Here is a 12,159-nt window from a genome sequence, read left to right as displayed (position 1 = left end):
GACAAGACAATTGGCGTCCACTGATAGCGGCGGCCGGGCGCCCCTCCGATACTGAACCTGTCGGCACCCGGCTTTCGATAAAGGTCATTGTCATGGACGACTATTGCACGCTGTGTGGGCGGCGCGGGCACTCTGCGTCGCACTGCCCATGGGGTTCGTATATGCGGATCGGCCGCTGTTCTCTGCTTCTGTCGAAGGACGGCCGCTCATCTACGTTTCGAAGACTCCCCACTTGATGCGAGCCCATATGCGTTCGTGGGCAAAGTAGGCGATCGACGTGTAGATATTGCTGGCGATCATGAAACCGACTGCCAGGTGAACCGTACCGGTCAGCAGATAAAGGGTGCCGAAGTCCAGGCACATGATCACGATCCGATATGTCGCGGCCTTGATCACAGAACGACGAGCGCTGACGGTTCGCACCATGATGTTCCCTCCTGATCCCGCGCATCGATGCCTGGTAGCGCCGATCGATGAATGCCTTCCGGTTTGGCTACCGCACGGTCTCGGGGAGCGGTGCCGAACATTGCGCCACCGCTGATCGCTGCCGCAGCAACGTCACAACGCGCGTCGCCAGCACCAAACCGCACGATATGATTCCAGTCATAGTGCGCGGTAGACGGTAACGCCAGACTGCGCTGCATCCGACACGGGAGACATTCATGCCGCGCACATCAGTGGCTTATCTACTCGCCGCATTGCTGACGGCAGGAATACTGTCGTGCCCCGCGATTGCCGACACGCCGGCGCGGCAGCAGGAGGTCGCTCAGCGGGGGGCGGACGTCATGCCATTTTCCCTCTCGGCAACCACCCACATCTTTACCAAGACGGCCGACGGCGGTGTCCAGCAGGTCGTGACCAAGCGGGACGATCCCAGCCAGGCTGCGCTGATCCGCCAGCACTTGGCAATGATCGCTCGGCAATTCTCCGACGGCGACTTCGAAGGGCCGGAGCATATCCATGGCAATGCCATGCCCGGATTGGCGGCACTGCGCGCAGCAAAGCCTGGTGAGCTCAAAATAAGCTATCGCGAGCTGTCCAACGGCGCCGAGATCATCTATCAGAGCGGTCAGCGTCGCCTGGTTACCGCGCTGCACCAGTGGTTTGATGCCCAATTGGCCGATCACGGCCATGACGCCATGGCGGGGCACGACTCCGGTTCAAGGCATCACCACGCGATGGGCGCGGAAAAGCCCGAGTAACACTGCCGTGGCCAAAGCCGCCTGGAGGCAGCGTGTTGCTGCGGCATGACGAAGCGGGCAGTGAGTCCATGACATTGCAGGCCGCCGAGTGGGCAACTCCGTCGTCAAAGCGTGCTTGCCTGGCGCCCAATACCGCTGCGACGAAGCCCCGCTCGTCACCGGCAGGGCTTTCTATTCGAGTTCAACCGCTTTTCGCGGAATCGAAAGCTCGATGCGGTACCCGCCGTGTGGCTGCGGCCCTGCGGTGAAAGTCCCGCCCAGGCGGCGCACGCGGTCACGAATGCCCGCGATACCTGATGACGGCGGCCGCCCGGCTGCCGGTTCGGTTGAGCGCGTGACAACAGCGCCATCGTTGCGAATCGTCAGCTCGCAACTGGACCGGTCGCATCGGAGATCGATCACCACTTCCGTTGCCGAAGTCGCGTGCCGAGCAACATTGGTCAGCCCTTCTTGCACGATTCTGAACAGCGCAGTGGAGGCGGTGTCGCTGAACGCTACCGCATGCGTGTTGCAATTCAGCGCGACCCGCAGGCCGGTATGTTGGCCGAAGTCGGTCACGAGCCAGTCGAGCGCGGGGAGCAGCCCAAGGTCGTCGAGGATGGTCGGCCGCAGCCCAGCGGCCAGACGCCGGACCGACGCCAGTGCATGGTCGATGGCACTGCTCATTGTCTGAGTTCTTTCGCGCGCATACGCCTGGGCTTCTGGCGTGGTGCCTGCATCGGCAAGCAAGCCGGTGATGATCATCTTCAGCGCCGTCAATTGTTGGCCGAGGTCATCATGAAGCTCGCGTGCAATACGCTTCTTTTCTTCTTCGCGAGTGGCCTCCACTCGGGATGCCAGCTCGCTCGCGTATTCAAGTTGCTTGAGCCGCTCACGCTCGGTGAGATCCCGGGTGACTTTGGCAAAGCCGATCAGCTCGCCGTCTTCATCCCGCAGGGCGGTGATCACCACGTTGGCCCAGAAACGCGAGCCGTCTTTGCGTATGCGCCACCCCTCGTCCTCCCAGCGGCCAAGCGCGGCGGCACGCTTGAGCTCTTCGCTCGGATAGTTCTGCGCAATTGCCTCGGCAGGATAGAAGACCGAGAAGTGTTGGCCGATGACTTCATCGGCGCGATAGCCCTTGATGCGTTGGGCACCGGCATTCCAACTGGCGATGTGACCTGTCGGATCCAACAGGAAGATTGCATAGTCCTGTATCGCGTCCACCAAGGTGCGATAACGCTCCTCCACGGGCACGTGAGCGATTGCTGCATCGCTTCCCAGTCTTCGCAATCTGCCTGCGTTGGTATCCATACCAAGCCCTCATCGCAACGGGTTCGAGCGCCCAAGGCAAACCTGTTGGAAGTCGCTTCCCGTGCATCTGCATAAGAATATGCTGCCCGGCGACAGCAATCAAAGCATGCCCGGCCACTGCGATGAGGTGCCAGAAGTGCCTGGCCAAGGATTGGCTGCCCGCACGCATTGCATGCTGTTCAGCATTCGCTTTGCAAGGTGTACGCCGGCGGCCTGGAAGTTGGTCGCCGCTTCCGGCTACGGACGCTCAAACCTGCGCCATCCCGCCATCAACAAACAACTCGATGCCATTGATAAAGCTTGCCGCATCCGAGGCAAGAAACGCGACGGCCTTGCCCACTTCGGCCGGCTCGCCCAGGCGACCCAGCGGTACTTGCGCAGCGAGGTAGTCGAACAGGCCCTGGCGCGTTTCATCCGAGGCCAGGCCGCCAAGGCCGGGCGTGCGGATCGGGCCAGGGCTCACCACGTTCACGCGGATGCCGCGATCCTTCAGATCCATCACCCACGAGCGGGCGAAGTTGCGCACCGCGGCCTTGCTGGCGCTGTAGACGCTGAAGTTGGCCGTGCCCTGAACGGACACCGTGGAGGACGTGAGGATGATCGATGCGCCGTCGGTCAGCAGCGGCAGCGCCTTCTGCACCGTGAACAGCACGCCGCGCACGTTGGTGCCGAAAATCCGGTCGAAATGCTCTTCGGTGATGGCGCCCAGCGGCATCATGTCGCCGCCGCCGGCATTGGCGAACAGGATGTCCAGCTTGCCGGCCACCTTGGCGATCTGGGCATAGACGGCGTCGAGGTCGGACAGCACCGATGCATCGGCGCGCAATGCGGTGGCGCCGGCGCCGATCTCTGCGACGGCGGCATCCAGCTCCGCCTGACGGCGGCCGGTGATGAAAACCCGCGCGCCCTGGGCTGCGAGTTCCTTGGCCGCGCCAAGGCCGATGCCGCTGCTGCCACCCGTGACGAGGGCGATCTTGCCTTCCAGTTGCTTGCTCATGATGTGCTCCATGTCGTGATTTCAGGTTTGGATGAATGACCTCGCGACGGCTTGTGTCTTGCGTTGCCTTACTCTGCGTCGCCCCGTCGCCCCGTCGCGTTGGGCATGGAGGCACTGTAGGGCTCAGAAACTTTTCGAAAAAGCGCTCCAAATAGAATTACTATCCACAGTTGTGGATAATCTGCGCGGATATTCGAATGGATCAGCTCCTGGCAATGCGCTCTTTTGCGCGGGTGGTGGAAGCGGGCAGCTTCACGCGGGCGGCCGATTCGCTCGACATGCCCATCGCCACGGTCAGCAAGCAGGTGCAGGAACTGGAGGCGCACCTGGGTGTGCGCCTGCTGCAGCGGACGACACGGCGCGTGACAGTGACGCCCGAAGGTGAGGACTACTACGCCAAGAGCATGCGCATCCTGCGCGACTTGGACGACATCGATGCCTCGTTCAGCCTCGCTCGCGGGCGGCCGCGTGGGTCGTTGCGCATCGATGTCGGCGGGTCGACCGCGCGTGACGTGCTCATTCCGCTGCTGCCAGAGTTCGCGTCGCGTTATCCCGAGATCAGGATTGACCTTGGCGTGTCAGACCGCTCGGTGGATCTGATTGCGGACAACGTCGACTGCGTGATTCGTGGTGGCCCGCTGGACAGCGCTTCTCTGGTCGCACGCCACTTGGGCGATGCGCCGCTGATCACGTGCGCCACGCCCGGATACCTCAAGCAGTACGGCACGCCGGCCTACCCCGATGAACTCAAGAATGGCCACCGGCTGGTGAGCTACGTGTTCAGCCAGACGGGCCGGGCGGTTCCGTTCCGCTTCGAGCGCGATGGCGAAAAGACCGAGATCAAGGTCGAGCATCGCATCGGCGTGAACGAAAGCAACGCGCATCTGGCCGCGTGTCTGGCGGGCCTGGGCATCGTGCAGACCTTCGGTTATGCGGCGCAAGCGCCGATCAACGAGGGCGCGCTGGTGGAAATTTTGAAGCCGTGGCGGCCGGCGCCTTACCCGTTTCACGTCGTCTATCCGCAGACGCGCCATGTCACGCATCGCCTACGAGTGTTCATTGACTGGCTGGTGGAGGCTTTCCCGGCGCGGCTTGAGCGGGCGCCGAAGCGGTAACCGCTCAATATCCGTACTCCCACCGCCATGGCGCGCCTGTTTCCCCCAGGATTGCCGCCACCAAACCGGGAAACGCCCGCTCTGCCCGAACGTCGTTGGACAGAAGCACAACGCACCGCGCTGATCGCGTGAGGCAGACGAAGGTATTGCCGGCGAAATCCTCGTGCCCGCCTTTGAAGAAACCGGGCCCTTGCGGCCCATCGAATACCACCACACCGAGGCCCGTTGCGAGATCAGGCCGCCGAAGCGCTGCGGGGAGTTCCGGCTGGAGGGTGGGGAATTCCGTGGCCGTGGTGATTGGCCCCTGTGACGCGGTCATGGCGGCGCGCGATGCCGCCGACAAGCCGTCGCCTCGCACAAGGCCTGCCACAAAGCGGGCGTAGTCCTCGACCGTCGTGTCCATGGAGCTGGCGGCTGCGGCGCGCCGCCGGTGCGGATGACGGTGCGGCTCACCGTTCTGCGTGGTGCCGTCGGCCTGATTGTCGGCACTGGCTTGCTGCCACGTCGTGCTGGTGCGACGCATATCGAAGCGCTGAAAAACGCGGCGGCGCAATTCGGTATCGACATCGAGTCCAAGCCCGCGCTCGAGCACGAACTGCAGCAGGTTGATGCCAGCGCCCGAATAGGCAAACCGTGCACCCGGATCGAAGTGCAGACGCACCCGCCTGTCAGGTTCGAGCGCGGGCAGGTTGGGTAAGCCCGAGCGATGGCTGAGCAGCATGCGCGGCGTGATCGCACGCCATCGTTCGTCGCCGGCAAGGCTGCTCCAGGCCGGATAGCTGGGCAGCGGCTGCGGCAGGTAGCGCTCGATTGGCGTGTCCAGATCGATACGTCCTTCATCAACGAGTTGCATGACGAAGTAGGCGAAGACCGGCTTGGTGAGCGATGCCGCCACCATCACTGTGTCGGTTCGCAGCGGTTCGCCGGCCGCGTTGCGGCGCCCGAACGCGTGGAGGTACACGGTTTGTCCAGCGTCGATAACCGCGACCGCCATGCCGTTGGCGGGGACATCGGCCATCGCGTGACGCACAGCCGCGTTGGTTGCGTCGGCCGTGGCCAGTTGGGGCGCTGCGCGATCGGGCGTCTGCGCACATGCGGCGAGCAGAGCCACCAGGGCGCCGATCGTCAGTGCGCGTTTGAGAGGCATGGTCGCGATTGCCGCTGTGGACATGTGGATATGTGGATAAGCACGTGAAGAACTTCAGGGACAACTGTGTTGGCTGTCCGGGGTCAGGTTGTCCACAGCACGGGAATAACTTTGGTGGTTGCCGGGAGGGTGGGGCGCGCTCTTCACGAGTCATCCACGCGTCGGCACACACTGTCCGATGGGTTGTGCAGTTCGCAAGCCGTTGACGCGAAAGCGTTTTCGGCAGCTATCCACAGAAACGATCCACCGTTATCTACTACTACTATTTTTATATACAGAAGAAATAAAGAAGACAGCAAAGACGGGCGGGGCACACGGGCAAGATGCTTGATCGTTTGACGTGCGTTACGTGAGCGCGGCCGGCAGTGGCTGCGAACTCATCACCAGATTGCGTCCGCCCGCCTTGGCACGATACAGCGCCGCATCGGCAATCTCGACCAGCGTGTCGATGGAGAGGGCGCCGTCGCCCGGTACGGACGTGGCGCAACCGGCGCTGACGGTCACATAGCGCGACGGCGCGGTGGCTTCGATGCGCAGGCGCAGCACGGCTTCGCGCGCGCGCTCGGCAAGGGCTTGCGCTTGGCTTGCATCGGTGTCAGGCAGGACGACGATGAATTCCTCACCGCCGTAGCGCGCGATGAAATCGGCCGAACGGTGCACCACGCCGGCCAGCGCGTGGGCCACGGCTGCAAGGCAGGCATCACCCTTGAGGTGGCCGAAGGCATCGTTGTAGCGCTTGAAGTGGTCGACATCGACCATCACCAGCGAAAGCGGCTGCCCGCTGCGCTGGGCGGTGCTGATCAGGCTGTCGACCTGCTCGTTGAAGTAGGTACGGTTGTACAGGCCCGTCAAAGCATCGCGCATGGACGCCTGCTGCAGCGAGACGTGCGCCTCGAACAGCCGCCGGTACAGCGTGGTCACTTCCCAAACCAATATGCAGACCAGCACCCCGGGCGCGAACATGCTGAACAGGCGCGCGACGTACCAGCCCACGGTAAAGCGATCGGTGCTGAGCAGGTTGAGTGTGGTGTCCGTCAGGCAGGCCAGTGCGGCAATGGCCAGCCAAACGTCGAGCACCGTGCGCAAGCGGCCGCTGGCCACTACCGCGAGCACGGCAACCGTGTTGATGGCCCACAGGACGACCGCGACAGGGTTGTTGCCATTGCTCGAGCGCAGCGGCGGCGGCAGATCGGTCAGCACTGCAAGGCTGCACAGCAGGCTGCCCACCACCACCGGCCCGCCGATCAGCAGCGAGGCCCACCGGCCGACACGCCCGTCAGCAACGGCATCGCGCGAGAGCCGATCGCGCATGAGCACCGCCAGGATCACGAACAGCGGAAAGCCGCCGTGCCAGAACACCCACATCCATGCCGCACTGGCGGGGCGGGCGCCAAACAGCCCGGTGGGCGAGAACACGCCCGGGAAGGTCAGCAATTGCAGCGCCACGGCCAGCGCGGTAAAGGCATAGGCACCGCCCAGCGCCCCCAGCATCGGCTGTCGCGTCACGGTGAACTGCGCGCCCAGCAGAAACGCGGCAATGCCGGCCGTGGTGAACACCGTCAAGGCGCACATCGGCATGAACGGGTTGATTGCCGGCCATTGCAGGCCCGCACGTGGTGCGGCCATGGCGAGCGTCAACAGGATCAGCAGCGCGATCGCACCGGCAGCCATCGCTTGCCGGCGTGTGGCTCGCTGAATCAGAAAACTTTCCATCGCCCCCCCGGGGTTCGAGATTGTGTGATCCGACCTGCTCGCGTGTCGGTGTGCCTACATCATAGGCAGCGGCCGACGGTGCGAAAAGCCTAGGCAGGGATCGGGATATCGCTACGGCTGGCCCAAGTCGGCGGCCGTGTTCCAAGGGAATTGAAGGGAATCTTCCGTAGTGTGGGCCGGGCATCTCGCCGTTGTTGAATCACTCGGGCCGTTGGCCCACGCTGTATGGAATCACTCAATCACACGCTGTTTCTTTGGCTCAACGCGCCGGACGACGCTTCGGCCACGACCGTCTGGCTGGCGATGGCCTTTGCCGAATACGCGATCTGGCTGGTGCCACTGACGCTTGTGGCCGCCTGGCTCTGGGGCGAGCCGACCACGCGGCGCCAGGCATTGCAGACCGGCGTGGCTGCCGCGCTGGCGTTGTCCGTCAACGTTGGCTTCGGCCTCGCGTGGTATCACCCGAGGCCGTTTGCGATTGCGTTGGGCACCAATCTGCTGCCGCACGCGCCGGATTCATCGTTCCCCAGCGATCACCTGACCGCGCTGTGGACCGTGGCGTTCAGCTTGATGTGGAATGCACGCCTGCGCCGGGTGGGCGTGCTGCTGGCGCTGTTGGGCTTGCCGATGGCGTGGGCGCGCATCTACCTGGGTGTGCACTATCCGTTCGACATGCTGGGTGCGGCGGCCGTGTCGGCCTTGAGCGCCTGGCTGTGCAGCGGCCGCGTGGCGCATACCCTGTCGGAGCCGTTGCACCGTTTGGGGCTGGCGTTGCATGGTGTGGTGCTGGCACCGTGCGTGCGGCGCGGCTGGGTGCGCAAGTAAGCGTGGCTCAGGCGTGCCGGCGCCACGCGCGCCAGAACAGTACGAACGAGAGCACCGTCGCGCCCACGTTGTAGAGCGTCGCCAGTGCAAACGCGTGGCCGTAGTGCGCTGCGTGCGTGGCGGCGTCCATCGTCACCGCGCCATTTGCGCCATCCACCTGGCCCAGCAGCGAGAACAGCAGCACGCCCACCACCGTCACGCCCACCGCGTTGCCGACGGCTTGCATGGTCGTGACGGTGCCGGCGCCCATGCCGGCCTGGGCCGTTTCCACGCCGCTCAGGATGGTGTTGAGCGACAGCGGAATCACCATGCCTTGCCCAAAGCCGTTGAGCATCAGCGGCAGGATCAGCCAAGCGGTGCCCGCGCCCAGTTGTGCCATTGTCGCCAGTACCACCATGCCCACGGCGAAGATCGCCACGCCAAGCAGCAGGGCGCGCTGCCCGATGCGTTCAGCCAGGCGAGGCGCTGTGAGCGAGCCGGCAAAGAAGGCGATGGCCGCCGGCGTGAACACCAACCCCGCTGCCAGCGCCGACAGGCCGCGCCCGAACTGCAGCAGGATCGTCAGCGCCAGGAAGTACGAGCTGATGGCCGTGTAGAACAGGAAGATCGCCAGCACGCCCAGCACAAAGCTGCGGTTGCGGAACAGCGCCATCTCGATGATGGGAACGCGGCCAGCCGCCGACAGCGCTTGTTCCACCCGCACAAAATGGCGGAACACCAGCAGTGAAGACAGCGGCACCACCCACGACCACCATGGCCAGCCGGACTCGCGGCCCTGCATGATCGGCACCAGCAGCATCGCCAGCGCCACCGCGCCTGCCACGGCGCCACGCACGTCCAGCCGGGCCGCCACCGGCGCACGCGATTCGGCCACGAACGCTCGGGCCGCCAAGATGGCGACAATGCCGATCGGCACATTCACCAGGAACACCGCCCGCCAGCCCGACACGTCGGCCGCCAGTGGATGCGCAATCAACCAGCCGCCGATGATCTGCGAGACCGACGCCGCCACGCCCTGCACAGCGCCCATGGTGCCGAACGCCCGGCGCCGCGCATCGCCGTCAAACAGCACGCGCAGCGAGGCCATCACCTGCGGCATCAGAATGGCCGCACCCAGGCCTTGGCCGACGCGCATGGCAATCAGCGTCCAGGGCGTGGTTGCCAGCCCGCACAGCGCAGAGGCGAGCGTGAACACCGCCATGCCGGCCAGAAACATGCGCTTGCGCCCCAACAGGTCGCCCAGGCGCGCGCCGTTGAGGAGGAACACCGCATACGCGGCGCTGTAGCCGACCATCACGAGCTGGATTTCGGCAAAACTGGTGTGTAGACCGGCACGGATGTCCGGAATCGCCACATTGACGATGAACAGGTCGAGAATGGTGACGAAGTTGCCGGTGAGCAGCGCCGCCAACGCCGGCCAGTGCCGTTTGGCTGGCGAGGCAACGCCGCCGGCAGCAAGGGATTCCGTTGACATGGGGGATCTCGGTTTATTAATATACGGTCGTTCGTATACTAGAGAGCAATCGGCCCACGTCAAGCGCCGATTGCGTTGGCCCCACTCACCGATAGGGCATTGCCATGAACGAAACCGACGGCCGCCGCCAGCGTGGTGAACGTGCGCGCGCCCAGGTGCTCGAGCACGCTACCGCCATTGCCTCCACCGACGGGCTAGAGGGCCTGACGATCGGCCGGGTGGCCACTGATGCGGGCGTGGGCAAGGGCAATATCCAAGTGCTCTTCGGCGACAAGGAAACGCTGCAACTGGCCACGCTGGACGCGGGAGTCGTGCATTACCGCGCGACGGTGGTCGAGCCGGCGCTAGCGCTGGAAAGCCCGCTTGCCCGTCTGCGTGCCCTGACCGAAGGCTGGTTCGACTACGTGGCCAGTGGGGCGTCGCCGGGTGGGTGCTTTGTCTGCGCGGCCAGCTACGAATACCGCGCGCGGCCAGGCGCCATCCAGGACAGTGTGCGCGGGCATCGGGAGGCGATGCGCGCCCGCTTTCGCGAGACGATTTCGGCGGCACAGGCCGCTGGTGAGTTGCGCGCCGATGTCGACGTCGACCAGCTCGTCTTCGAAATCGAATCGTTTCGCTCCAACGCCAATGTGGCGTTCCTGATGGGCGACATGGCGGTATTCGAGCGCGCGCGCCGCAGCACGCGGGCGCGCATCGATGCGGCGCTCGCCTGAGCGGACCTCGCAACAGCGACGCGCGCAAGCAACGCCTGTGCGGCGCCGCGGGCGTCCCTCCGCGCCACCTTTGGTTACACTTGTGCGCAGTCGCACAAACACACCAAACACAAGACTCGCGGGGGAATTGGGTATGACGAGCCGAACGATAGCTGCGGCCATCGGAATCGGGGGCACGCTGTGGCTGACCGGCTGCGCAGCGCCTTATGCCGAGCCGCCTGCCGGCGCCAACACGGCCACGGTGGATTTCGTCCGCCCGCTGACCAGCACCAACGCCACCATCCTCGCGTTTGACGACCCAAAGTATTGCGGCAACCCGCGCACCGCGCTCAAGCCGGCTGACGCCACGCGGCCGATCCGCGTCCTGGCGGGTGTGCCGACCGCGCTGGGCGCGAGTTTCATTCGCGCCTCGGGCACGCTCATCTATCGCTGCGGTGTGTCGGCGACGTTCGTACCGCAGGCGGGCAAGCAGTACAAGATGACGGCCAGCTACCCCACCAACGCCCACGTGTGCCGCGCCGGCGTGGTTGAGTCTGACGACGGCCGGTCGTGGCACGCCATCAACGCGCGCTATCGCACCTACCGCATCAACCCGTCGTGGGGCACCGGAAGCTGCCCCGGCCTGACCGACGCAGACGTTGCCTTCATGCGCGACAAGACGCGCTCCGAAGACGGCTCCACCACGCTAAGCGACCTTTCCGATCTGCTGACGCCGCAATGACCCGCCGCACTACCTTCATGATCCGCACGTTCCTGGCCACTGCATCGGCACTGGCAGCGTTGCCGGCGGCTGCGCTGGAGCCAGCCGAAGTGTTCGCCAAGGTCGCGCCCAGCATCTGGGAGGTGCGCGTGTCCAACGCCGCCGGCCAGCCGCTGGCCATCGGCAGCGCGGTGGTGATCGGCGACGGGCTGGCCGTGACCAACTGCCACGTGCTGCGCGGCGGCAAGCAGGTCAGCCTCAAGCGCGGCAACGCCAGCTTTGGCGCGCGCCTGCTGTATCCCGACGTGCAGCGCGACCTGTGCCAGCTTCGCGTTGCCGATTTCCACTACCCCGCCGTCACCATCGTCCCGAGCAGCACGCTGGTGACGGGGCAGAAGGTCTACGCAATCGGCAACCCCCTGGGGTTTGACCTGACGATCAGCGAGGGGTTGATCTCGTCGCTGCGGCATGATGAAAACGGCGAGCTCAAGGCGATCCAGACTTCGGCCGCGATCTCGCAGGGCTCCAGCGGTGGGGGCCTGTTCGACAGCAATGCGCGGCTGGTTGGTATCACGTCGCGCATGGTGTCCGCCGTCTACGGGCAGAACCTGAACTTTGCCGCGCCCGCCGAGTGGATCAACGATGTTCCCGCCCGTGCGCAAAAGGCGCTGGCCGAGCGCGCTGCAGCAGCGTCGTCGGTGTCAGCCAATACGACGCCTGCTGCGGCCATCGCTCCACAGCCGCGCAAGCCCGGTGAACTGGGCCCGAAGTCGCAAGCCGCCTTTGGTGCGTACTTGCACAAGCCGTGGCCCAAGATCTTCGTGGCCGCCGACGGCGATCAATTTGTCTACGAATGGGGCCAGAACGCTGAATTCCGTGCGGTGTCGTCGTGCAAGGAGCGTTATCAGAACTGCTCGATCTATGCCCGCGACGACACGGTCGTCGAAGCCAAATAAACGCCCTCGCAACGCTTGATCTCG

Annotated in this window: 12 protein-coding genes; 6 read left to right on the top strand and 6 right to left on the bottom strand. The window is 64.7% G+C overall.

The genetic code is table 11. The features are described 5' to 3' along the window. Nucleotides 1–210 precede the first annotated feature (210 nt). Nucleotides 211–426, bottom strand: a complete 216-nt coding sequence (locus ACTJK4_RS21675) for a DUF2061 domain-containing protein (RefSeq protein WP_232041305.1) — start codon at nucleotides 424–426, stop codon at nucleotides 211–213. A gap of 236 nt (nucleotides 427–662) precedes the next feature. Here ACTJK4_RS21675 and ACTJK4_RS21670 point away from each other — a divergent pair, with 236 nt between their 5' ends. After that, nucleotides 663–1,202 (top strand): aspartate carbamoyltransferase, encoded by a 540-nt coding sequence (locus tag ACTJK4_RS21670; protein ID WP_440818903.1) that lies wholly within the window; start codon nucleotides 663–665, stop codon nucleotides 1,200–1,202. Nucleotides 1,203–1,373: 171 nt separating this feature from the next. Here ACTJK4_RS21670 and ACTJK4_RS21665 read toward each other — a convergent pair whose 3' ends face one another. Both ACTJK4_RS21665 and ACTJK4_RS21660 read right to left on the bottom strand, forming a co-directional pair. Next, nucleotides 1,374–2,495 carry a PAS domain-containing sensor histidine kinase gene (locus ACTJK4_RS21665; RefSeq protein WP_440818902.1) on the bottom strand — a complete coding sequence of 374 codons (1,122 nt, stop codon included), beginning with the start codon at nucleotides 2,493–2,495 and terminating at the stop codon, nucleotides 1,374–1,376. Between the two features lie 247 nt (nucleotides 2,496–2,742). Continuing rightward, nucleotides 2,743–3,492 carry an SDR family oxidoreductase gene (locus ACTJK4_RS21660; RefSeq protein ID WP_260803904.1) on the bottom strand — a complete coding sequence of 250 codons (750 nt, stop codon included), beginning with the start codon at nucleotides 3,490–3,492 and terminating at the stop codon, nucleotides 2,743–2,745. 197 nt (nucleotides 3,493–3,689) lie between these two features. On the opposite strand from ACTJK4_RS21660, the gene ACTJK4_RS21655 reads away from it, so the two are divergent. Beyond that, nucleotides 3,690–4,607, top strand: a complete 918-nt coding sequence (locus tag ACTJK4_RS21655; protein ID WP_440818901.1) for a LysR family transcriptional regulator — start codon at nucleotides 3,690–3,692, stop codon at nucleotides 4,605–4,607. A 4-nt stretch (nucleotides 4,608–4,611) separates the two neighbouring features. Here ACTJK4_RS21655 and ACTJK4_RS21650 read toward each other — a convergent pair whose 3' ends face one another. Further along, entirely contained in the window at nucleotides 4,612–5,754 is a 1,143-nt protein-coding gene (locus ACTJK4_RS21650) for a serine hydrolase domain-containing protein (protein ID WP_440818900.1), read from the bottom strand. 345 nt (nucleotides 5,755–6,099) lie between these two features. After that, the gene (locus ACTJK4_RS21645) at nucleotides 6,100–7,467 is read right to left on the bottom strand and encodes a diguanylate cyclase (protein ID WP_440818899.1); all 1,368 of its coding nucleotides are present in this window, start codon (nucleotides 7,465–7,467) and stop codon (nucleotides 6,100–6,102) included. Nucleotides 7,468–7,692: 225 nt separating this feature from the next. Here ACTJK4_RS21645 and ACTJK4_RS21640 point away from each other — a divergent pair, with 225 nt between their 5' ends. After that, on the top strand, nucleotides 7,693–8,292 hold the full coding sequence (locus ACTJK4_RS21640) for an undecaprenyl-diphosphatase (protein ID WP_232041298.1): 600 nt from the start codon (nucleotides 7,693–7,695) through the stop codon (nucleotides 8,290–8,292). Between the two features lie 7 nt (nucleotides 8,293–8,299). Here ACTJK4_RS21640 and ACTJK4_RS21635 read toward each other — a convergent pair whose 3' ends face one another. Continuing rightward, on the bottom strand, nucleotides 8,300–9,766 hold the full coding sequence (locus ACTJK4_RS21635; RefSeq protein WP_440818898.1) for an MFS transporter: 1,467 nt from the start codon (nucleotides 9,764–9,766) through the stop codon (nucleotides 8,300–8,302). Between the two features lie 104 nt (nucleotides 9,767–9,870). Here ACTJK4_RS21635 and ACTJK4_RS21630 point away from each other — a divergent pair, with 104 nt between their 5' ends. The 3 genes from ACTJK4_RS21630 to ACTJK4_RS21620 all read left to right on the top strand — a co-directional run bounded on the left by ACTJK4_RS21630 (nucleotide 9,871) and on the right by ACTJK4_RS21620 (nucleotide 12,135). Further along, nucleotides 9,871–10,479, top strand: a complete 609-nt coding sequence (locus ACTJK4_RS21630) for a TetR/AcrR family transcriptional regulator (RefSeq protein WP_440818897.1) — start codon at nucleotides 9,871–9,873, stop codon at nucleotides 10,477–10,479. A gap of 133 nt (nucleotides 10,480–10,612) precedes the next feature. Then, nucleotides 10,613–11,200: a hypothetical protein gene (locus tag ACTJK4_RS21625; RefSeq protein ID WP_260803897.1), complete on the top strand. Its 588-nt coding sequence runs from the start codon at nucleotides 10,613–10,615 to the stop codon at nucleotides 11,198–11,200. Next, the gene (locus tag ACTJK4_RS21620; protein WP_373407728.1) at nucleotides 11,197–12,135 is read left to right on the top strand and encodes a S1C family serine protease; all 939 of its coding nucleotides are present in this window, start codon (nucleotides 11,197–11,199) and stop codon (nucleotides 12,133–12,135) included. Before ACTJK4_RS21625 ends, ACTJK4_RS21620 begins: the two co-directional genes overlap by 4 nt. Nucleotides 12,136–12,159 lie beyond the last annotated feature (24 nt).

The sequence above is a fragment of the Ralstonia sp. 22111 genome (assembly GCF_052045895.1).
GTDB lineage: Bacteria > Pseudomonadota > Gammaproteobacteria > Burkholderiales > Burkholderiaceae > Ralstonia > Ralstonia wenshanensis.
The sequence above is the reverse complement of the archived record's forward strand: the minus strand, read 5'-3'. Positions and strand labels throughout refer to the sequence as shown.

What these genes read in the sequence shown, in the direction of transcription:
- ACTJK4_RS21675 (WP_232041305.1), bottom strand. Translation starts at nt 426, where the DNA reads ATGGTGCGAACCGTCAGCGCTCGTCGTTCTGTGATCAAGGCCGCGACA.
- ACTJK4_RS21670 (WP_440818903.1), top strand. Translation starts at nt 663, where the DNA reads ATGCCGCGCACATCAGTGGCTTATCTACTCGCCGCATTGCTGACGGCA.
- ACTJK4_RS21665 (WP_440818902.1), bottom strand. Translation starts at nt 2,495, where the DNA reads ATGGATACCAACGCAGGCAGATTGCGAAGACTGGGAAGCGATGCAGCA.
- ACTJK4_RS21660 (WP_260803904.1), bottom strand. Translation starts at nt 3,492, where the DNA reads ATGAGCAAGCAACTGGAAGGCAAGATCGCCCTCGTCACGGGTGGCAGC.
- ACTJK4_RS21655 (WP_440818901.1), top strand. Translation starts at nt 3,690, where the DNA reads ATGGATCAGCTCCTGGCAATGCGCTCTTTTGCGCGGGTGGTGGAAGCG.
- ACTJK4_RS21650 (WP_440818900.1), bottom strand. Translation starts at nt 5,754, where the DNA reads ATGCCTCTCAAACGCGCACTGACGATCGGCGCCCTGGTGGCTCTGCTC.
- ACTJK4_RS21645 (WP_440818899.1), bottom strand. Translation starts at nt 7,467, where the DNA reads ATGGAAAGTTTTCTGATTCAGCGAGCCACACGCCGGCAAGCGATGGCT.
- ACTJK4_RS21640 (WP_232041298.1), top strand. Translation starts at nt 7,693, where the DNA reads ATGGAATCACTCAATCACACGCTGTTTCTTTGGCTCAACGCGCCGGAC.
- ACTJK4_RS21635 (WP_440818898.1), bottom strand. Translation starts at nt 9,766, where the DNA reads ATGTCAACGGAATCCCTTGCTGCCGGCGGCGTTGCCTCGCCAGCCAAA.
- ACTJK4_RS21630 (WP_440818897.1), top strand. Translation starts at nt 9,871, where the DNA reads ATGAACGAAACCGACGGCCGCCGCCAGCGTGGTGAACGTGCGCGCGCC.
- ACTJK4_RS21625 (WP_260803897.1), top strand. Translation starts at nt 10,613, where the DNA reads ATGACGAGCCGAACGATAGCTGCGGCCATCGGAATCGGGGGCACGCTG.
- ACTJK4_RS21620 (WP_373407728.1), top strand. Translation starts at nt 11,197, where the DNA reads ATGACCCGCCGCACTACCTTCATGATCCGCACGTTCCTGGCCACTGCA.